At 68.7% G+C, this 19,396-nt stretch carries 24 protein-coding genes, 1 tRNA gene and 1 pseudogene; 10 read left to right on the top strand and 16 right to left on the bottom strand.

From position 1 onward, the window contains the following. Positions 1-18: 18 nt before the first annotated feature. From B140_RS0110615 to B140_RS12615, 8 genes are all read right to left on the bottom strand, one after another. Positions 19-1,626 (bottom strand): solute symporter family protein, encoded by a 1,608-nt coding sequence (locus B140_RS0110615; RefSeq protein WP_018119334.1) that lies wholly within the window; start codon positions 1,624-1,626, stop codon positions 19-21. A gap of 27 nt (positions 1,627-1,653) precedes the next feature. Then, on the bottom strand, positions 1,654-2,004 hold the full coding sequence (locus tag B140_RS0110610; RefSeq protein WP_018119333.1) for a DUF485 domain-containing protein: 351 nt from the start codon (positions 2,002-2,004) through the stop codon (positions 1,654-1,656). 204 nt (positions 2,005-2,208) lie between these two features. Then, entirely contained in the window at positions 2,209-3,375 is a 1,167-nt protein-coding gene (locus B140_RS0110605) for an ABC transporter permease (RefSeq protein WP_018119332.1), read from the bottom strand. After that, entirely contained in the window at positions 3,372-4,253 is an 882-nt protein-coding gene (locus B140_RS0110600) for an ABC transporter ATP-binding protein (RefSeq protein ID WP_018119331.1), read from the bottom strand. The genes B140_RS0110605 and B140_RS0110600 overlap by 4 nt, the downstream gene beginning before the upstream one ends. 5 nt (positions 4,254-4,258) lie before the next feature. Then, the gene (locus B140_RS13060) at positions 4,259-4,795 is read right to left on the bottom strand and encodes a hypothetical protein (RefSeq protein WP_018119330.1); all 537 of its coding nucleotides are present in this window, start codon (positions 4,793-4,795) and stop codon (positions 4,259-4,261) included. A gap of 4 nt (positions 4,796-4,799) precedes the next feature. After that, positions 4,800-5,354 (bottom strand): hypothetical protein, encoded by a 555-nt coding sequence (locus B140_RS0110590; RefSeq protein WP_018119329.1) that lies wholly within the window; start codon positions 5,352-5,354, stop codon positions 4,800-4,802. A gap of 28 nt (positions 5,355-5,382) precedes the next feature. After that, on the bottom strand, positions 5,383-5,886 hold the full coding sequence (locus B140_RS0110585) for a hypothetical protein (RefSeq protein ID WP_018119328.1): 504 nt from the start codon (positions 5,884-5,886) through the stop codon (positions 5,383-5,385). Positions 5,887-5,897: 11 nt separating this feature from the next. Beyond that, entirely contained in the window at positions 5,898-6,155 is a 258-nt protein-coding gene (locus B140_RS12615) for a helix-turn-helix transcriptional regulator (protein ID WP_040426498.1), read from the bottom strand. Positions 6,156-6,278: 123 nt separating this feature from the next. Between B140_RS12615 and B140_RS0110575 the strand changes: the two genes are divergently transcribed. From B140_RS0110575 to B140_RS0110565, 3 genes are read left to right on the top strand one after another with little or no spacing between them, the layout of a single operon-like run. Then, on the top strand, positions 6,279-7,049 hold the full coding sequence (locus B140_RS0110575) for an MBL fold metallo-hydrolase (protein WP_026166242.1): 771 nt from the start codon (positions 6,279-6,281) through the stop codon (positions 7,047-7,049). 39 nt (positions 7,050-7,088) lie between these two features. Beyond that, positions 7,089-7,823, top strand: a complete 735-nt coding sequence (rph, locus tag B140_RS0110570) for a ribonuclease PH (RefSeq protein ID WP_026166241.1) — start codon at positions 7,089-7,091, stop codon at positions 7,821-7,823. A 14-nt stretch (positions 7,824-7,837) separates the two neighbouring features. Further along, on the top strand, positions 7,838-8,464 hold the full coding sequence (locus B140_RS0110565) for a non-canonical purine NTP pyrophosphatase (RefSeq protein ID WP_026166240.1): 627 nt from the start codon (positions 7,838-7,840) through the stop codon (positions 8,462-8,464). 78 nt (positions 8,465-8,542) lie between these two features. Here B140_RS0110565 and B140_RS12610 read toward each other — a convergent pair. Continuing rightward, positions 8,543-8,905: pseudogene (locus B140_RS12610) on the bottom strand (DUF3817 domain-containing protein); the annotation flags it as partial. A 15-nt stretch (positions 8,906-8,920) separates the two neighbouring features. Then, positions 8,921-9,355 carry a hypothetical protein gene (locus tag B140_RS12605; protein ID WP_051069300.1) on the bottom strand — a complete coding sequence of 145 codons (435 nt, stop codon included), beginning with the start codon at positions 9,353-9,355 and terminating at the stop codon, positions 8,921-8,923. Between the two features lie 86 nt (positions 9,356-9,441). Here B140_RS12605 and B140_RS0110550 point away from each other — a divergent pair. Further along, positions 9,442-9,523: transfer RNA gene (locus tag B140_RS0110550), tRNA-Leu, on the top strand. 7 nt (positions 9,524-9,530) lie between these two features. Here B140_RS0110550 and B140_RS12600 read toward each other — a convergent pair. The 5 genes from B140_RS12600 to B140_RS13055 all read right to left on the bottom strand — a co-directional run bounded on the left by B140_RS12600 (position 9,531) and on the right by B140_RS13055 (position 12,440). Next, the gene (locus B140_RS12600) at positions 9,531-9,767 is read right to left on the bottom strand and encodes a PLD nuclease N-terminal domain-containing protein (RefSeq protein WP_018119321.1); all 237 of its coding nucleotides are present in this window, start codon (positions 9,765-9,767) and stop codon (positions 9,531-9,533) included. A gap of 9 nt (positions 9,768-9,776) precedes the next feature. Then, positions 9,777-9,974 carry a PLD nuclease N-terminal domain-containing protein gene (locus B140_RS0110540; RefSeq protein ID WP_018119320.1) on the bottom strand — a complete coding sequence of 66 codons (198 nt, stop codon included), beginning with the start codon at positions 9,972-9,974 and terminating at the stop codon, positions 9,777-9,779. A gap of 110 nt (positions 9,975-10,084) precedes the next feature. Next, positions 10,085-11,128 carry an acyl-CoA dehydrogenase family protein gene (locus B140_RS0110535; protein WP_018119319.1) on the bottom strand — a complete coding sequence of 348 codons (1,044 nt, stop codon included), beginning with the start codon at positions 11,126-11,128 and terminating at the stop codon, positions 10,085-10,087. Then, the gene (locus tag B140_RS0110530) at positions 11,125-11,673 is read right to left on the bottom strand and encodes an OsmC family protein (protein ID WP_018119318.1); all 549 of its coding nucleotides are present in this window, start codon (positions 11,671-11,673) and stop codon (positions 11,125-11,127) included. Before B140_RS0110530 ends, B140_RS0110535 begins: the two co-directional genes overlap by 4 nt. A gap of 242 nt (positions 11,674-11,915) precedes the next feature. Next, on the bottom strand, positions 11,916-12,440 hold the full coding sequence (locus B140_RS13055; RefSeq protein WP_018119317.1) for a CAP domain-containing protein: 525 nt from the start codon (positions 12,438-12,440) through the stop codon (positions 11,916-11,918). 544 nt (positions 12,441-12,984) lie between these two features. Here B140_RS13055 and B140_RS12590 point away from each other — a divergent pair. Genes B140_RS12590 through B140_RS0110505 form a run of 4 tightly spaced genes read left to right on the top strand, consistent with a single transcriptional unit; the run spans position 12,985 to position 17,261 of the window. Further along, entirely contained in the window at positions 12,985-13,836 is an 852-nt protein-coding gene (locus tag B140_RS12590; protein ID WP_018119316.1) for a carbohydrate ABC transporter permease, read from the top strand. Next, positions 13,836-14,750 carry a carbohydrate ABC transporter permease gene (locus B140_RS0110515; RefSeq protein WP_083912315.1) on the top strand — a complete coding sequence of 305 codons (915 nt, stop codon included), beginning with the start codon at positions 13,836-13,838 and terminating at the stop codon, positions 14,748-14,750. The genes B140_RS12590 and B140_RS0110515 overlap by 1 nt, the downstream gene beginning before the upstream one ends. A 3-nt stretch (positions 14,751-14,753) precedes the next feature. Beyond that, positions 14,754-16,097 carry an ABC transporter substrate-binding protein gene (locus B140_RS0110510; RefSeq protein WP_244874425.1) on the top strand — a complete coding sequence of 448 codons (1,344 nt, stop codon included), beginning with the start codon at positions 14,754-14,756 and terminating at the stop codon, positions 16,095-16,097. A gap of 12 nt (positions 16,098-16,109) precedes the next feature. Then, positions 16,110-17,261, top strand: coding sequence for an ABC transporter ATP-binding protein (locus B140_RS0110505; protein ID WP_018119313.1), 1,152 nt, complete (start codon positions 16,110-16,112; stop codon positions 17,259-17,261). A 3-nt stretch (positions 17,262-17,264) separates the two neighbouring features. On the opposite strand, the gene bcp is transcribed toward B140_RS0110505, so the two are convergent. Further along, entirely contained in the window at positions 17,265-17,723 is a 459-nt protein-coding gene (gene bcp, locus B140_RS0110500) for a thioredoxin-dependent thiol peroxidase (RefSeq protein ID WP_018119312.1), read from the bottom strand. Between the two features lie 43 nt (positions 17,724-17,766). Here bcp and B140_RS0110495 point away from each other — a divergent pair, with 43 nt between their 5' ends. After that, a complete protein-coding gene (locus B140_RS0110495; RefSeq protein ID WP_018119311.1) occupies positions 17,767-18,531 on the top strand; it encodes a DsbA family protein in 765 nt (254 codons plus the stop codon). 3 nt (positions 18,532-18,534) lie between these two features. Next, on the top strand, positions 18,535-19,350 hold the full coding sequence (locus tag B140_RS0110490; RefSeq protein ID WP_018119310.1) for a cytochrome c biogenesis CcdA family protein: 816 nt from the start codon (positions 18,535-18,537) through the stop codon (positions 19,348-19,350). Positions 19,351-19,396 lie beyond the last annotated feature (46 nt).

The following is a 19,396-nucleotide window of genomic DNA, read 5'->3' as shown; positions in this document are numbered from 1 at the left end:
TTCGGTCGATGGGCGCCGCTAGTGTTCGATGGGCGCCTCCACGCCCACCCCGGTGAGCGAGCGCACCTCCATCTCCGCCTGGAGGTGATCCAGGTGGTCCGGGTGCCCGAGGTACGTGCCCACCACGGCGGCGAGGAAGCCCAGGGGAATGGAGATCAGCCCGGGGTTGGAGAGCGGGAACCAGGCGAAGTCCGCGCCGGGGATGACGGAGGTGGGCGAGCCGGATACCGCGGGGGAGAAGGCGATGAGGATCAGCGAGGAGGCCAGGCCGGTGACCATCGAGGCCACCGCCCCCGTGGTGTTGAAGCGCCTCCAGTAGAGGGAGAACAGGATGGTGGGGACGTTGGCGGAGGCGGCGATGCAGAACGCCAGGGAGACCAGGAAGGCCACGTTCTGATCCATCGCGGCGATGCCCAGGACGGTGGAGACGACGCCGATGACGATCACGGTGATCCTGGAGACGCGCACCTGCTCCTCCGGGGTGGCCTTGCCGTCGCGCAGCACGGCGTCGTAAATGTCGTGCGCGATGGAGGCGGAGGCCGTGATGGCCAGGCCCGCCACCACGGCCAGCACGGTGGCGAAGGCCACGGCGGAGATGAGCGCCATGAAGATCGGCCCGGCCAGCGCCAGGGCCAGCAGGGGAGCGGCGGCGTTGGCCCCGCCGGGGGCGTCCTTGATGGCCTCGGGGCCCACGAGCGCGGCGGCGCCGTACCCGAGGAGCAGGGTGAGCAGGTAGAAGCCGCCGATGAGCACGATGGCCCAGGTGACGGACTTGCGGGCCTCGCGCGCGGTGGGCACCGTGTAGAAGCGCATGAGGACGTGGGGCAGCCCCGCCACGCCCAGGACCAGGGCCAGGCCCAGGGAGATGAAGTCCAGCTTGGAGGTGCTCGTGGCGCCGTACTTCATGCCCGGCTCCAGGATCGCGGCGTTGCCGCCGTGCTGGTCCACGGCCATGCGCAGCAGCTCGGAGAAGTTGCCCCGGACGATCACCAGGATGATGACGGTCATGATGAGCACGCCGCTGCACAGCAGCACGGCCTTGATCATCTGCACGTAGGTGGTGCCCTTCATGCCGCCGATGAGCACGTAGGCCGTCATGATGACGCCCACCACGGCGATCACGAGGGCCTGGGCGGATTTCTCGTGGATGTCCAGGAGCACGGAGACCAGCGCCCCGGCGCCCGCCATCTGGGCGATGAGATAGAAGAGGGAGACGAAGAGCGTGGCCAGGGCCGCCGCGATGCGTACCGGGCGCTGCTTGAGGCGGAAGGAAAGCACGTCCGCCATGGTGAACTTGCCGGTGTTGCGCAGCGGCTCCGCCACCAGCAGCAGCGCCACGAGCCAGGCCACGAAGAAGCCGATGGAGTAGAGGAAGCCGTCGTAGCCCGTGAGCGCGATGGCGCCCACGATGCCGAGGAAGGACGCGGCGGAGAGGTAGTCCCCGGCGATGGCGAGGCCGTTTTGCCTGCCCGAGAAGCTGGCCCCGCCGGTGTAAAAGTCCGAGGCCTTAGTGGTGGTGCGGCCCACGCGCATGACGATCGTCATGGTCACGACGATGAAGGCCACGAACACGCCGATGTTGAGCAGGGGATTGCCGGTATCGGACTGGGCGAGGATGTGGGTCATGGTGATACCTCCTTGGGTGCTATGCGATCAGGCGTGGGGGTTCTCGAGGCGCTCGCGCAGCGCGCTGGAGCGGGGCTCGATGTTGCGGTCCGCGTAACGCACGTAGGCCCAGGTGATGGCGAAGGTGCTGAGGAACTGCAGCAGGCCGAGCACGATGCCGAGGTTGATGTTGCCCGCCACCGGGGTGCCGTAGAGCCCGGGCGCGTACATGGCGAGCGCGATGTAGAGGCCAAACCACGCAAGCCCCAGGGCGGTGACGGGGAAGGCGAAGGAGCGGATGGTGGAGCGCAGCTCGGCGAACTCGGCGCTGCCGTGCGCCTGCCGGAACTCCTCGCTCGTGGGGGTGTGGGGCGCGGCCCCGGGGGTGGTAGTAGTCATACTTCCTGACCTATCCGTGCGACATAAAGTAGTGAGTCAACTCACTATATGGGCAAGATTGTTGGATAGTGTACACATGCGTGGACGGAAGCAAAATTCTTTCGGGCAATAATTTCCCCCCGGCCAACAACATGGCCGGGGGAGGCGCCCTATGCAGGCGATACGCGAGGCGGCGCGGGGGTAGGGGTGGGGGCCGCGGGGCGGCTACCTCCCGCGGATGGCCGCCAGCCAGGTGCCCTTTTGGCCATTGCGCAGGATCGAGCGGCGGTATATCCGGGCGGCCAGCCACAGCACCGCCACCACGGACAGCGCCAGGATGGCGTAGCTGGCGGTGAGCTGCAGCAGCCCCATCTCCTCGGCGGCGTACTGGGTGGGTGCCAGGGAGAGGGAGAAGGGAGGAACCCAGGAGAGCACATGCATGAGGGTGGAGTCCGTGGCGTCCATCCCGATGAAGGGGGCGTAGAACGTGGCAAAGACCAGGCCGAGGAGGGGCGACTGGGTGGCGGCCAGGTCCTCGGTGCGGCTGACCAGCGACCCCGCCGCCGCCCACAGGGAACCGAAGAAGAGCATGCCGAGCAGGTAGGTGACCGCGAACAACGGCACCAGGGAGAAGCGGAAGTGGAGATCGTCCGCCAGGCCGGTGAGCAGGAGCGACGCCACCCCCACGGCGCTGACCAACAGGGTGCTGAGCAGCCCGACCGCGAGGTTGCCCACCAGCTTGCCCGCCAGGAAATCCAGCGGGCGGGCGGAGGCGAGGATGATCTCGATGACGCGGGAGGACTTCTCCTCGGTGACGCGACCGCCGATGTTTCCGGCGAAGAGCATGATGAAGTAGCACACCACGGCCAGCCCGATCACGGTGGAGACGATGGCGGAGAAGTCCTTGTCCGTTCCGATGTTGGTGTGGGCGACCTCGGCGGCGGGGAGCGCCTGCGCGTAGGCCTCCGGGGAGACGTCGAGGGCGCTCAGCGCCTGGCGGTGCGCCTCGGCCTGGGCGGCGGCCTCGGCGGCCGCGGCGATGGTGGCGTCCGGGGTGCCATCGGCAAGCAGCTCCCAGGCGCCCTGGGAGTAGATCAGGGCGGCATCCGCCTCCCCCTCGACCATGCCCAGGGCCTCCTCGCGGCCGGGCGCGGCGCTGACCTCCACGCCCGGCGTGCCGGAGAGTTCCCGGAACTCCGGGGCCGTCATGCCCACGAGCGCCAGGTGGGGCGTGGTGGCCTCGCGGTTGCTGAGCCAGGAGAACAGCCCGCAGGCTCCCACCAGGCCCACCATGATGATGACGAGGGAGAAGATAATGGCCTTGTTGCGCGCGGCGGTGCGGACCTCCTGGGCCGCCACGGTGCGGATGATGGTGGCGCGTGAGTAACTCATGCCTGCACAACCTCCTGGAATAGGTCGGTGAGATCGGGAACGTGGGGGCCGAAGGAATGCACGGGACCGGCGGCCAGGGCGGCGCGCAGCACGTCTTGCTCGTCCGTCTCCGGGTGCAGCTCGAGGACTACCGCCTCCGGGGATTCCTCGACCACGGCGGTGCCGCCCGGATACCACCCGCGCGCGGTGGTGCGCACCTCGTAGCGATGGGCCCCGCGCCGGCGCAGCTCCGCCACGGTGCCCTCGGCCCGCATGCGGCCTTGGGCGATGATGCCCACGCGATCGCACAGGCGCTGCACGAGGTCGAGCTGATGGGAGGAGAAGAGCACCGGCACCCCGGCGGCGGCCCTATCCGCGAGCAGGTCGCTCATCACGGACACCGCCACCGGGTCGAGCCCGGAGAAGGGCTCGTCCAGGATGAGCACGGAGGGGTCGTGCACCAGGGAGGCGGCGAGCTGTACGCGCTGCTGGTTGCCCAGGGACAGCTCGGAGAGCCGATCCCCGCCGCGCTCGGCCAGGCCGAGCCGTTCGAGCAGGCTCTCCGTGCTGCGCGCGGCGGCGGCCTTGGTCATGCCGTGCAGGCGGCCCAGGAACACGAGCTGATCCGCCACGCGCTCCTTGGCGTAGAGGCCGCGCTCCTCCGGCATGTAGCCGATGGTGCGGCGCAGGTCGTCGTCGAGCGGGGCATCACCCAGGAGCACCCGGCCGGAGTCGGCGGCGAGCACGCCCAGGGCGATGCGCATGGTGGTGGACTTTCCGGCGCCGTTGGAGCCGACGAATCCGTAGATCTCGCCCTCGTTGACGCGCAGGGTCATGTCGGTGAGCACGCGGTGCTCCCCGTAGGACTTGTGCAGTCCCTCGATGCGGAGTGCGGGCATGGCGGTTACTCCTTATCCGTGTTGAAGGTCAGGGCGTAGCCCACGGCGGGCAGGGAAGTCAGGGATAGCGAGCTGATGAGCACGATCTCTCCGAACACCACGTTCCATCCGGTGTGGGAGACCCCGAGGTGAGCGGGGAAATCCAGGGCGCCCGAGAACGCGAGGAGGGCGGCGCATAAGGAGGCCCAGTACCCCAGCAGGCGCAGGGCGAGGCGGTTCCACGAGGCGATCACCTGCTGCTCGTACTCGTCGAGTACGGACTCCGGGGCGTCGTCCTTGGTGTCGATGGTCAGGCGCAGCAGCGTCCAGGGGACGCAGGTGAGCAAGAGAAAGGCGAGGCAACTAAGGAAGGCGGGGGTCCACCACAGGGCGATCACCCCGGAGATCAGCGCCACGGCCTGGCACCCATAGAGCGCGGCGATGAGCCGCAGGGTGGGGGCGCGGTGGCGCCAGGAGCGCAGCATGTCCCCGGAGCGCAATTGGTTCCTGCGCCAGCGGCGGGCGCGGGCCTCCTCGTGGCGGGCGTAGAGGGTGGTGAGCATGGGATTAGTCCTTTGAGTCGGAGGAGTGGAAGGTGATGCTGTAGCCCACGACGGGCAGGGAGACCGCGGCCAGATAGCCGAGGATGGTGAACAAACCGAGCGAGTAGATCCACCGGGAGAGGTCCGCGGGTTGCCCGACGGCTAGGGTGATGAGGGCGAACGCCAGGAGAAGAAGGAAGAATACGGCGAGGCCGTAGGCTAGGGAGCGCCAGCGGTGGAGCACCTGGTTCTCGTACTCGTCGAGCGCCGCCGCCGGGGCGATGTCCTTGCCGTCGATGGTGGCGCGCATCATGAACCAGCAGACGCTCGTCGCGAGGGTAACGGGGATCCACAGAAAGACCAGCGGCTTCCAGAAGAAGCAGCCCACCGCCGTGACCACGCCCAGCGCCAGCGCGGAGAAGTAGGCGGCGATGAGCAGCCGCTGGCGGGCCGGGCTGCGCCAGGAGACCAGGCGGCGCGGGGCGCGGGCGCGCTTATCGCGCCAGCGCCGGGCCTGGGATTCGTCCTCGCCCAGCGTGACGTCGAGGGCGTCGTGGAGGAGGGAGTCAAGGGGCTTCATGCGGGGCTCCTTTGTTGGTGCAGGCGGGCTAGGCGGCGGGGGTCAGGGTCTCATCGCGGTTCATGCCGGTGGCGATGTCCCGCAGGATGGCGAGGGTGGAGGCCAGGGCGATGGTTCCGGACGACATGCCCACCGCGCGGACCCAGGTGGCGGCCTCCTCCGGGGAGGGTTCCAGGGCGGTGATGAGCGCCGGCATGACGAGCAGCACCGTCATCACGCTCAACAGGCCACACAGGAGGAGGCTCATGGCGTGGCTCCTGGCGCGTAGGACGCGTACGAGCTGGTATTCATCGAGGTCATCGAGGCGGGCCTGAGACTGCCCGCCGGTGGCGCGCGTGAGCACGGCCGTGCAGCCTATGTACCCGCCCATGCCGATGGTCCAGAGGAGCATGGAGGGGGCGAGGGAGACGAAGAGCAGCGGGATGGCGGCCACGGCGAGGCCCAGGCTGGCCTGCGCGGCGAGGAGGTAGCGGCGTCGGGTGGTCACGCTGGCCGGGGGCGCCTCGGGGTGGGGAGGGGCGGAATGGGGCATGGCAGGGAACCTCATTTCTGGTAGATCGCGGTGGACATGGGGGCAAACTCGCTGCGGCTGAACACGGCCTCCACGGGGAGGTTAAAGACGTCGCAGATCCGAAAGGCGAGGTCGAGGCTGGGGGAGTGGTCCCCGCGCTCGAGGGCGCCGATGGTCTGGGGGTTGACGTCGATGAGTTCCGCGAGCTGGTTGCGCGACATGTCCCGTTCCGCGCGTAGGACCCGGATCCGGTTAAAGATCGGGTCCTTCGGCTTTTTCTTTGGGGACATGACTCAAAGTGTTGTATAAACACAACAACTTGTCAAGGTTTTCCTCTCTCCGCAGGTAATCGATAGGTGGAGGGGGCGCGCAGGGGTTAGTAAAAACATGCGATTCGTGGCACTGTAAACCCCATGAAGTTGACCATCCTCGGCAGTTCAGGAAGCCTCGGGGCGCCCGGCAACCCGGCTTCCGGATACTTCATCGAGGCCCCAGGGATGCCGGGGGTCATCATGGACCTCGGCCCGGGCACCCTGGCCAACCTGCAAACCGTGGGCGATCCCTCCCAGGCCCACGCGATCTTCTCCCATCTGCACGCGGATCACTGCCTGGACTTCCCCTCCCTGTTGGTGTGGCGGCGCTACCACCCCACCCAGGCGGCCACCCGCCGCCATCACCTCATGGCCCCCGGCTACGCGCCCACGCACCTGGGTCGGCTCTTCTCCGACGACCAACCCGACGGCGTGGATGACTTCTCCGATACCTTCGCGTTTAGCCCCTGGCAGGACCGCCAGACGGAGGTCCTCGACCGGCTCAGCGTCACCCCTTTCAAGGTGGTGCACCCGGTGGAGGCCTACGCCCTGCGGGTGGAGGAGCGCGGAAGGGGAGCCTCGCTCGCTTTCTCCGGGGACACCGCATGGACGGGCAGCCTCATCGACGCCGCGCGCGAGGTAGACCTCTTCCTCTGCGAGGCCAACTGGGGCACCAGCACCGACAACAAGGCCCCCGCCATGCACCTCAGCGGCGGGGAGGCCGGGCGCGCGGCGCGCCTGGCCGGGGCGAAGCGCCTGGTGATCGTGCACGTTCCCCCGTGGCTGGACCCGGAGGAATCCGTGGCCGCCGCCGCCAAGGAGTTCGACGGCCCCGTGGAGTTTGGCACCCCGGGCACCGTGTACGAGGTGTAGGCGGTACGAGGCGTCGGCGGGCCGGGTACCCTCGCAGGCATGAGTTCTCAGGATTTCACCCGTGCCGACGGCCGCGCCCTTGACGAGATGCGCCCGGTGCGCATCACCCGCCGCTTTACCACCAACCCCGCGGGCAGCGTGCTCGTGGAGTTCGGCAACACCAAGGTGCTGTGTACCGCCACCGCCGAGGAGGGCGTGCCCCGCTTCAAGCGCGACTCCGGCGAGGGCTGGCTGACCGCCGAGTACGCCATGCTGCCCGCCGCCCCCTCCGAGCGCATGCCGCGCGAGTCCATGAAGGGCAAGGTCAAGGGCCGCACTCACGAGATCTCCCGGCTCATCGGGCGCTCCCTGCGCGCCGCCGTGGACCTGCGCGAGCTGGGCGAGAACACCATCCAGATCGACTGCGACGTCCTCCAGGCCGACGGCGGCACCCGCACCGCCGCCATCACCGGCGCCTACGTGGCGCTGGCCGACGCCGTGGCCGCCCTCCGCGAGCGCGGCGCCGTCACCGGCTCCCCGCTGCGCGAGGCCGTGGCCGCCGTGTCCGTGGGTATCATCGACGGGCGCGTGAGCCTGGACCTGCCCTACGAGGAGGACTCCCGCGCCGAGGTGGACATGAACGTGGTGATGACCGCCTCCGGGCGCTTCGTGGAGATCCAGGGCACCGGCGAGGACGGCACCTTCGACCGCGCCCAGCTCGGGGAGCTGCTCGACGCCGCCGCCGCGGGCTGCGCCCAGCTCATCGAGGCGCAGCGCGCCGCCCTGGAGGCGTGAGCGGCGTGAGCGCGGTGAAGCTGCTCGTAGCCTCCAACAACCCCAAGAAGCTGCGCGAGCTGCGCCGCATCCTCGACGGCGCGGGCGTGGAGGGAGTGGAGCTGGTCTCCCTCTCCGAGGTGGACGCCTACCCCGAGCCGGTGGAGGACGGACGCACCTTTGCCGATAACGCCCTCATCAAGGCGCGCGCCGGGGTGGCCCACACCGGCCTGCCCACCGTGGCGGACGATTCCGGCCTGGCGGTGGAGGAGCTGGGCGGCATGCCCGGCGTGCTCTCCGCGCGGTGGTCCGGCGGGCACGGGGACGACGAGGCCAACAACCGCCTGCTGCTGGCCCAGATGGGCGACGTTCCGGACGAGCGGCGCGCGGCGGCCTTCGTCTCCGTGTGCGCGCTGGTCCTCCCCGGCGGCGAGGAGATCGTCTCCGAGGGGCGCTGGGAGGGCCGCCTGCTGCGCGAGCCGGTGGGGGAGAACGGCTTTGGCTACGACCCCCTCTTCGCCCCCCTCGACGGGGACGGCCGCTCCTCCGCACAGCTCAGCCCGGAAGAAAAGGACGCCAGCTCCCACCGCGCGCGGGCGCTGGCGGGGCTGACGGGGCGCATCGCCCGGCTGGCGGGATCAGCCGAAGAGGGCGAGCAGTAGGAACACCACGGCGGCCAGGGCCGCCACCACGCCCGCGACGATGAGGCTCAGGCGCACCGTGATCCGGCGCAGCGCCGCGCGATCCAGCGCGAAGCGGCCCACGGTGTCCTCCCGGCGCTGGTGCTCCACGAAGAAGGACAGGAAGGGCACCACGCCGCCCAGGGCCGTGACGATCCAGGTCTTGGGCTCCCACCGGGCCTTGAGCCCCAGGTTGAAGGCGGAGAGCACGAAGAGGATATACACCCAGCCGTGGAAGATGGCCACGTACTTGGCCCCGGCGGGCACGTCCACGGGGGTGAGGTATTTAAGACTCATTACCACGCACAGCGCCAGGAGGAACACGCCGGTGACCCAGGCGGCGATGGAGAACAGCGCCAGCGCCACGCTCACGCGCCGCTGGCGCTCGGGGTGGACCTTGGGCTGGGGGGACGGGGACGTCATCGGGGGACCTTCTTTCTACTGGGAACTGCGGGGGCGATCCGGCACGCCGTCGAGCGCGTTGCCGCCGCGCCGGGGCCTGTTGCGCTCGTTGAACTCCGCGACGTCGATAGTGGGGCGCTGGGGTGCGCCCTCCCCGAGGGGATCGGCGGGGGCGGCGCCGAAGCGCTCGACGTCGCGCTGATACAGGAAGTCGGCATCGTCGGCGGAGTTCTCGGCGTCGATCTTCTCGTTCTCGTACTCCATGAACTTGCGGTAGGCGTACACGAAGAAGGCCCCGAACACGGGCCACTGCAGGGCGTAGCCGAGGTTCTGGAAGGTGCCGGAACCGGAGCGGAAGCGAGTCCACTGCCACCAGGCCAGCGCCAGGGTGGCGAGGACGGCCAGGGTCAGAAAGACGACGTGGGACGCGCGCACCCTTTTCCGCGCGCGCCGGGGCTGCTGCGCACTCATGCGATCCAGGGTACCCGCCGGGCCGGGGCGGCGGCCAAGCGGTGCCGGGCGGGCGTGCGGGCCCGTGGTATAGTTACCGCTTGCGCGCGCCCGTGGCGGAATTGGCAGACGCGCTGGATTTAGGTTCCAGTGTCCTAGGACGTGGGGGTTCAAGTCCCCCCGGGCGCACTCTTATTCAGGCGGTCGGCGCGGCGGTGCCGGGGTCGCCGGGGCGGGGGCGTTCCCTGGTGCGCCACACCAGGTAGACGATGGGGCCCAGGTAGGTGGCCACGAGGATGACCAGCGCCCAGATCGCGGTCTCCGATCCGGGCCGCTTATCCCGGAAGAGGACCACGAGGGCCACGATGGGAAGGACGACGGCGGCCAGGAGGGGGAGGAGAAGAAGTAATTCGGTGATTCCTATGTTGGGCATGGCGTTCTCCTAGACTCGTTCTTTTCTTTCGCTCTTGCCTTTGGCGCGCCACAGCAGATAAATAACGGGCCCCAGGAAGGGCACGGCCACGATCACCAACGCCCAGAGCGCCGTCTCCGACCCCGGCCTGGCGTCGGAGACAAGGAACGCGAGGGCCGCAAGCGGCAGGGCGATGACTATCAGCAGCATGATAAGCGACGCGGTCATGGTGCCCAGGGTAACAGCGCGCGACGCCGCGCCTCGGGGACCCGGGTGGGGTGCGGGCAAAGCAAAGAGCGGCCGAGGCTATCGGCCGCTCTTTGCTGAGGGTGTTTGCCTCAGGCGCTCTTGCGCGCCCGCTCCAGCTCCCAGCGCAGTTGTGCCTCGGAGGGAGATTGCACGGGGATGAAGGAGGCCTCGCGGTAGCGGCGGGAGGTGGGGGAGCTCTTGGCGTAGCCCGCGCCCCCGGCCACGCGCACCTCGATGTTGGCGGCCTCCACGGCGGCCTGGGCGGCGTCGAGACGCAACTGAAGCAGCTCGGCGGGGGTGGCCTTCTCCCCGGCGTCGATGCGGGCCAGGAGATCCTCGTGGCGGGCGATGGCGTCCTTGATCCTGGCGCGCACGGCCGCGTGATCCTCTGCGAAGGTGGCGTTGAGGCCGGTGAGGCGCTCGGCGGCGGCCTGCGCGGAGGCCTCCGCCACGCCCAGGCACTCCGCGATCTGGAAGAGCACGAAGGGCGGGCGAATCCGCGGCATGAAGCTGACGAAGTCCTCGGTGAGCACCTGCTCGGCGGGGATGAACACGTCCTGGAACTCCACCCAGGCCGAGGCCGTGGCGTTGAGGCCCAGCAGCCCGAAGGGGGTGCCAAAGGTCACGCCCTCGTGGCCCGCCTCGAAGGCAAAGAGCAGGCGGTGCCCCTCGGCGGTCTTGGCGCCGGTGACGGCCACGGCGTCCGGGTAGAGGTTGGAGGCCCAGTTCAGCTTGCCGTTGACGCGGTAGCCGCCCTCCTCCTTCTCGGCGCGCAGCGCGATCTCCCCGGCGCCGGAGAAGTCCTTGAAGGAGCCCGCCATGCCGGAGACGCCGGGGCGCTCGCCGGAGCGGAGCTTATCGGTCAGGGAGAGCGCGTACTCGGTGCCCGCCGTCTCCAGGTACAGCAGCGTGCAGCGCGTGGCCCACAGCGTGAAGCCGGCGGAGAGGTCCTCGGTGGACAGCGCCCGGATGGTGCGGGCGGAGTCGCGCACGCCGGTGCCGATCAGCCCGCGCTCGCCCAGCAGGGGCAGCACGTAGCGGGCGTCCAGGGTGCCCTTATCCACGTCCTTGGCGTTGCCCGCTACGGTCTCGCGCAGGTCCTGGGGCAGGTCGGCGGCGGTCAGGGCGCTCATATCAGCTCCGAGGTGAGGTTGGCGGGCCGGGTGTAGGTGTTCACCACGGGGGACCAGACGATGGCGTCCTTCTGGATCTGGTCGAGGGTGGCGCGGTCGGCGTCGCCCTCGAGGTCGATCTTGACGTGCACGTCGGACACGCCGGGGCGCTTGTGCTCCCCGAGGTCGCCGGTGCCCCAGGTGGGGGAGATGTCGATGTCGGACTCGATGTCGATGGCGATCTTGGTCAGCGTCACGCCCCGGTGGGTGGCGATGGCCTGGATGCCCACGGAGATGCAGGCGGCCAGCGCCGCCTGGGCCACCTCGGTGGGGTTCGGGGCGGAGTTATCGCCCAGGAGCTGCGGCGGCTCGGCCACGAGCACCGGGGAGAGGTCGCGCACCTGGGTGTAGTTGCGGAAGAGTCCGTCCGCCTCGGTGTGGGTGCGGATCTTCTTGCGGCCGCCCTCGGGGTTGTCGATGTTCTTCTGCGCCAGCTCGGAGAGCTTCTGGGCGTCGATCGGCTCCAGGGCCTCGCCGTCCTTGTGGCGCGGGGTCAGATCGGACATGGGTGCTCCTTACGAAGGTCTCGTGACGATGTTTGTTGAGCACCAAGACTACACACGGCGGATGGAGTGGACAAGGCTGTCTGCGATTATTTTTCATCCTCCTCCGCCCACCCCGCTGCGCTGCCGAATCTAAGTAGACCGCTTGGTTTTTTACCGTGTGTGGGTGGGGCGGGGTGGAGGCGCAAAAAGGGCCGCCACCACGCTGTGCGCGGCGGCGGCCCCTGGGGGAGGGTGGGATGTGGCTAGATAAAGCGCTGCACGGAGTGCATACCGTTGGAGTCGTGCACCACCCCGGCGCCGATCTCGGTGGCCTCCGGGTCGAGGATGTTGGTGCGGTGATCCGGGGAGTCCATCCAGTCCTGCACCACCTCATCCGTGGGAACCTTCTGGCTGGCCCAGTGCAGGTTCTCGCCAAAGTCCCCCTCGGCGTGCTCCACGGTGTTGGTGGAGCTCATCACCTGCGCCCACTGCTCGGACCCCTCGGTAAGCTCCTCGCTGGGGGTAAGCTCGCCGAGCCCGTGGGCGGCGCGGATGTCATTGGTCTTATCCACGATCTCCTGGGCGTCGTTCTCCTCGGCGGCCTCGGAGGCCCCGGCGGACTCGGTGAACTCGTGGGATTCGGACACGATCTCCACGTCCGCGCTGGCGGTCAGCTCCTCCGAGATGTCTGCGATGTCCGCGCTGGCCGCGGGCGCCGCAGCGGCGGCCACGCCTGCGGCGAGCGCGGTGGCACCAAGGGCGGTCTGGGCGGCGGTGGAAGTCTCCATGTTTTCTCCTTATTTGCGTGTCCGCCTTTTTGTTTGGCGGATTATTTTGTTTGTTGCATAGCGATGTTAGGGCACGTCATTGGGCGTGTCTACATTTTTCTTATTGGGTGATAAAAAAGAAAGGTATTACCTCACCCCACGGCGGAGTGGGGGGATTTTCGGATTGCGCGGAAAACGCCCGGGGTGAGGGTTTTTGTCTGCTCGTCGGACGTGATACGGCCGCCCCTATGCTGGCGCAATGGCGGTTAAGGTATGGGCGTATGATGACTGTCGTGATACGACCTCGGGGAGGGGGATCCTGCTCTGACATCACCCCCGCACCGGGCCGGGGGAGGGCGGGATTCACCGAGGTTTGCCAAAGGTACCGCTGATGTTCACCTCGAGGACGCCGTGCGTTCACCCGGAGGAGTAACCATGGTTCCTCGTGACACCTTCGAGAGTTGAGACCGCGCCCGGCCCCGGGGCGTCGGCGCGGGCCACGGCGGGATCAAAGCCCCGGCATAGGTATAGGTCGGGGGGCGCGTCCCGGCGGCGGGAGGCGCTCGTGGCGCTGGCCCTGCTGGCCCCGAACCTCGTCCTGCTCGGGATATTCACCTACCGCCCGCTGGTGGATAACATCCGGCTTTCCCTGTACGCCTGGAACATCTCCAGCCCCACCGCGCAGTTCATCGGCCTGGACAACTACGCCGAGTGGCTGAGCCGGGACGATACAAAAACCATCCTGCTCAACACCGTGACCTTCACGTTCTGCGCGGTGGTCGGCTCGATGGTGCTGGGCCTGGGGCTGGCCATGCTCCTGGATCAAAAACTTAGGGGCAGAAACATCGCCCGATCCGTGGTCTTTGCCCCCTTTGCCATCTCCGGGGCGGCCATCGGAGTGGCCTTCCAATTCATCTTCGACCCCTCCTTTGGCCTGATCCAGGCCGTGCTGGGGTGGTGGGGAATAGACAGCCCGGACTTCTACCAGGTGCCGGGCTGGGCGATGTTCATGGTCACCACCACCTTCGTGTGGAAAAACCTGGGCTACACCTTTGTGATCTACCTGGCGGCGCTCCAGGGGCTGAGCAAGGACCTCGACGAGGCGGCGGCCATCGACGGCGCGGGCTGGTGGACGCGCCTGACCAGGGTCACTCTGCCGCAGCTTCGCCCCACCACCTTCTTCCTCTCCATCACCGTCACGCTCAACTCGGTGCAGGTGTTCGACCTCATCAACGTGATGACGCGGGGCGGGCCCCAGATCGAGGGGACCACCACCCTGGTGTACCAGGTGTATCAGGAAACCTTTGTGAACTTCCGTGCGGGCTACGGTGCCACCGTGGCCACCGTGCTGTTCCTCATCCTGCTGGGGATCACCCTCGTGCAGGTGCGGTACATGGACAAGGGGAGGAATAAATAATGGCAACCTCGCACGCGGCGCCGCGCGCCGCACGCGCCGCAGGGACGGCCGAGACGACACGGTCAGCGGGGGCGTCGAGAAGCCCCGAGGGGCCCTCCCGCTGGCGGCTCGCCGCCGGATACCTGGGCATCGCCCTGGTGCTGCTCATCATCGGCGTCCCGCTCTTCTGGATACTCATGACCTCCCTGAAGCACCGCGCGGATATTTACACGGACCCCGTCTCCTGGCTGCCACCCACCTGGTACCCGGAGAACTACCGGGAGGCCACCACGCGCGTGCCCTTCTGGCGGTACCTGCGCAACTCCGTGATCATCACGTTCTTCCTGTGCCTGCTCAAGATCGTGCTCGGCGTGCTCTCCGCCTACGCCCTGGCCATCCTGCGCTTCCCGGGCCGCAACCTCGTGTTCCTCGTGGTGATCTCCGCGCTCATGGTGCCCAGCGAGATCACGGTGATCTCTAACTACGCGCTGGTCAACGCCCTGGGCTGGCGCAACACCTTCCAGGGCATCATCGTCCCGCTCGCCGGGGTGGCCTTTGGCACCTTCCTCATGCGCAATCACTTCCTCTCCCTGCCCCACGAGCTGGTGGAGGCCGCGCGCATGGACGGGGCGGGCCCCATCCGGCTGCTCACCCGCGTGCTGCTGCCCATCTCCATGCCCACGCTGGTGGCCTTCTCCGTGATCACCCTGGTCAACGAGTGGAACCAGTACCTGTGGCCCTTCCTCATGGCCGATACCGCCGAGGTGGCCCCGCTGCAGGTGGGCCTGACCATGCTGCAAAACAACGACGGCGTCTCCAACTGGGGCCCGGTGATGGCGGCCACGGTGCTCACGATCATCCCCGTGCTGCTGATCTTCCTGGCCCTGCAAAAGTACATGATCAAGGGCCTGACCACGGGCGCGGTGAAGGGATAGACCATGACGCACGCAACGCCACGAACCGGCATGAACCGCCGCTCCTTTCTCTCCCTAGTCGGGCTCGCCCTGGCCGGGACCGGGGCCCTCGCCGGGTGCGCGGGCACCGGGGCCACGGCGGGCAGGGACAACACCGCCGACGACGGCCTCCCCGTGACCTCCCTGACCTGGTGGTCCAACCACCCCGGCTCCTCCAAGGAGCACGAGCTGGAGCTGATCCGCCGCTGGGAGGCGCACCGCCCGGATGTGCGCATCAACCTGGTGGACGCCGGAAAAGACTACGCCGAGGTGGCCAACAAGCTCAACGCCGCGCTGACCGGCACGGATGTGCCCGACGTGGTGGTGCTATCCGATGTCTGGTGGTACAATTTTGCCCTCAACGACCAGATCACCCCGGTCTCCGAGATCGTGGATAAGGCGGGGATAGACCCCTCCACCTACGTGACCTCCCTGTACGAGGACTACCGCATCGGGGACCGCTACTTTGCCTTCCCCTACGCTCGCTCCACGCCGCTCTTCTACTACAACAAGGAATCCTGGGAGCGGGCCGGGCTGCCGCATCGCGGGCCCGAGAGCTGGGAGGAGATGGCCCAGTGGGGCCAGGCGCTGCGGGAGCGAAACCCCAGGCAGCGCCCCCTGGGCTGGTACAACGCCGCGAACAACCTCTCCTGGACCTTCGCCGGGCCCCTGTGGACGATGGGCGGCGCCTACTCCCACGGCTGGGACCTGCGCCTGACCTCCCCGGAAACCCTCGCCGCGGTGCGCTGGTTCCAGGAGGCCACCGACCCCGAGGCGGGGTGGTCCGCCATCGCCACGGACCTGGCCGTGGACTTCTCCTCCGGGCGCTGCGCCAGCGGCGTGCTCTCCACGGGCGACCTCAGCGGCGTCGACAAGCAGGCGCGCTTCGAGTACGGCACCGCGCCCCTGCCCAACCCCCGGGGCGAGGGCGGCTGCCCCACCGGGGGCGCGGGCCTGGCGATCCCGCGCAACCTGCCGGAAAAGCGCAAGATCGCGGCCGCGCAGTTCATCGACTTCATCACCAACAAGGAGAACACCGCCTACTGGTCCCGCAACGTGGGTTACATGCCGGTGCGCACCACGGGGGTGGAGGACCCCGAGCAGCAGGAGTTCATGGCCCGCAACCCCAACTTCCGCACCGCCGTGGACCAGCTGGCCCACACCCGCCCCCAGGACAACGCGCGCGTGGCGCTGCCCGGGGCCGACCCGCGCATCGGAGGCTCCCTGGAGATGGTGGCCACCGGGCGCAGGGACGTGGAGGTAGTGATGGGCAACCTGAACAACATCATGAGCCGCATCTACGAAAACCAGGTCAAACCACTCATCTAGGAGGCAAACCCCATGGCACGAGTAACCTACGAGGGCGTCAGCCGCTACTACGGCAAGTCCGCCACCCCGGCCGTGGACGGCCTGGACCTCGACATCGCGGACGGGGAGTTCCTCGTCCTCGTGGGCCCCTCCGGGTGCGGAAAGTCCACGAGCCTGCGGATGCTCGCCGGGCTGGAACCCACGGATCGCGGCCACATCACCATCGATGGCCGCGACGTCACCGGGGTCTCGCCCGCCGAGCGCAACGTGGCGATGGTCTTTCAAAACTACGCCCTGTACCCCAACATGACGGTGGCCCAGAACATGGGCTTCGCGCTGCGCAACCAGGGCGTGGACAAGGCCACCATCGCCGCCAAGGTGCGGGAGGCCGCCGGAATCCTCCAACTGGAATCGCTGCTGGACCGCAAGCCCGCCAACCTCTCCGGCGGGCAGCGCCAGCGCGTGGCCATGGGGCGCGCCATCGTGCGTGAGCCCGCGGTGTTCTGCATGGACGAGCCGCTCTCCAACCTGGACGCCAAGCTGCGCGTATCCACCCGGGGGCAGATCTCCGCGCTGCAGAAGCGGCTGGGCACCACCACGGTGTACGTGACGCACGACCAGGTGGAGGCCATGACGATGGGGGACCGGGTGGCGGTGCTCAAGGACGGGCTGCTCCAGCAGGTGGCCTCCCCGAGGGAGATCTACGAGCGCCCTGCCAACGCTTTCGTGGCGGGCTTCATCGGCTCCCCGGCCATGAACTTCTTCCGGGCCGAGGTCACCGGCGACGGCGCCTTTATCGGCGGCCTGCGCCTGCCGCTGGCCGCCGGGCAGCGCGCGGCGGCGGTGAATGCGGGGGCCGGCGCTGCTGGGGCCGTGGGGGCGGCGGAGGTTGCTGGGGCTCCGGGCGCGGAGGGAGGCCGGGCGGCGCGGGGGCTTGCCGTGGGCATCCGCCCCGAGGACCTGGCGCTGGGCGCGCCGGGGGAGGGGCTGGCCGCGCGGGTGCAGCACGTGGAGCACCTCGGCTACGAGTCCTACGCCTTCCTGAAGGCGGAGGGGGTAGACGAGCCGGTGGCCGTGCGGGCGGAGGGCCGGGCGGAGCTGCCGGTGGGCGGCGAGTGCTCCCTGGTGCTGGGCGCCGATCCCACCGTGCACGTCTTTGACGGCCGGGGGCGGCGGGTGGAGTAGGGCCTACCCCAGGTCCCGGAGGAACCGCGCCACGTGCCCGGTGGCCTTGACGTTGTACTTGGCCACGCCCACGGTGCCGTCCGGCTCGATCAGGAAGGTGGAGCGGATCACGCCCTCCACCACGCGCCTGTAGTTCTTCTTCTCCCCGAAGGCGCCGTAGGCCTTCATCACGGTCTTGTCCGGGTCGGAGAGCAGCGGGAAGGTCAGGTGGTGGTCCTCGCGGAAGGCGGCGAGCTTCTCGGGGGTATCGGGGGAGATGCCCAGCACCGCGATGTCCATGCCGTTGAGCTGCTCCAGGCTATCGCGGAAGTCGCAGGCCTCCTTGGTGCAGCCGGGGGTGTTGGCGCGCGGGTAAAAGTACACGATCACCCGCTTCCCGGCGTAGTCCTTGAGGGATACGGTGGCGCCGTGGTCGTCGATGAGCGAGAACTCGGGGGCGGTGTCTCCTATGTTGAGCGTCATGGCACCACCATAGCGGTCCCGGGCGTCTTGTATCCTGCGTGGTGTGAAGACTCGATTCGATACCTACGTCAACCCACACCGCCCGTGGTACCGAACCGCGCCCTTTTACATCGCGCTGGCGGTGATCGCGATCTTCCTGGTCGTGGTGCTCATCGCGCAGCTCGTGAACAAGGACTCCGCCGGGGACAACGCGGCCGCAGGCGCCTCGGGGACGCAGAGCGCCGACGCGGCCAGCGATCCGGACGCGCATATCAAGTCCCTGATCGAGCGCCGTGAGGCAAACGATCCCCGCGCCCTGGGCGACGTGGACGCCCCGGTGGTGCTGGTGGAGTGGACCGACCTGCGCTGCCCCTTCTGCGCGCTGTTCTCCCGGGAGATCCTGCCCACGCTGAAGGAGGAGTACGTGGACACCGGCAAGGTGCGCATTGAGTTCCGCGACGTGGTGTACTTCGGTGAGCGCTCCGCCACCGCCTCCGCGGCGGCCCGCGCCGCGGGCAGGCAGGACAAGTACGTGGACTACCTGCGCGCGGTGTACGCGCGCGCCCCGGAGAGCGGCCACCCGGACCTGCCGGACGAGGAGCTGATCGAGATCGCTAAGGAGGTGGGCGTGCCGGACATGGAGCAGTTCAAGGCGGACATGACCGACCCTCAGCTCGTGGACGAGGCCCAGGCGGAGACGGAGGAGGCGCGCCAGTGGGGCGTGCAGGGCGTGCCGTTCTTCGCGGTGGGCGGCAACGTGATCGCCGGGGCACAGTCGCTGGAGAACTTTCGGGAGTTCCTGGATCAGGCGATCGAGGAGGCCAGCTAGACCGTGGAACTGAGCCTGCTGGGAGCCTTCCTCGGCGGGGCGCTGACTCTGCTCAGCCCGTGCTCCGCCATGCTGTTACCGGCCTTTTTCTCCTACGCCTTTTCCCGCCCGGCGTCCCTGGTCACCAGCACCGGGGTGTTCTACGTGGGTCTGATTACCACCCTGCTGCCGATGGGCGTGCTGGCGGGCTCCGTGGGGGCGCTGGTGAGCGAGCACCGGGAGACCTTTGTGATGGGCGGCTCCCTCGTGGTGATCGCCCTGGGGCTCGTCATGCTGCTGGGCATCGAGATCCCGCTGCCGGGCCAGACCGGTGCCGCCGGGGGCAGCTCCCTGGCCGCCGTGTACGTGCTGGGGACGATCTACGGCCTGGCGGGGGTGTGCGCCGGTCCGCTGCTGGGCATGGTGCTCACGATGGCGGCGGTGAGCGGCAACGCGGTGCTGGGCGGGATCACCATGCTGGTCTTTGCCTTGGGCATGGTGGTTCCGCTGCTGGTGCTCAGCCTGCTGTGGTCCCGCCTGCCCGCCGTGCAGACCTTGGTGCGCCCGCGCGGGGTACGCGTGGGCCGCTGGAGTAATTCCTGGAACAACGTCATCGGCGGCGTTCTGACCATCGCGGTGGGGGTGCTCATGTGGCTCACCGGCGGCACCACCAGCCTGAGCGGCCTCGTGGGGGTCAGCCGCCAGGCGGAGATGGAGAACTGGGTGATCCGGCACACCGAGGGGGTCTCCGACTGGGCCGTGCTGCTCGTGGTGCTGCTGCTCAGCGGGGCGGGGCTCCTCGCCGCCCGGGCGTGGCGCGCGTCCGCTGCGGCGGATTGATCCGGCAGGCTAGAATAATGCGGAGTAAGGGCGCCGAGGGCGTTCC

It is taken from the genome of Corynebacterium mastitidis DSM 44356 (assembly GCF_000375365.1).
In the GTDB taxonomy this organism is placed as follows: Bacteria; Actinomycetota; Actinomycetes; order Mycobacteriales; family Mycobacteriaceae; genus Corynebacterium; species Corynebacterium mastitidis.
Note: the sequence above shows the minus strand (reverse complement) of the source record. Positions and strands in the feature narration are given on the sequence as shown.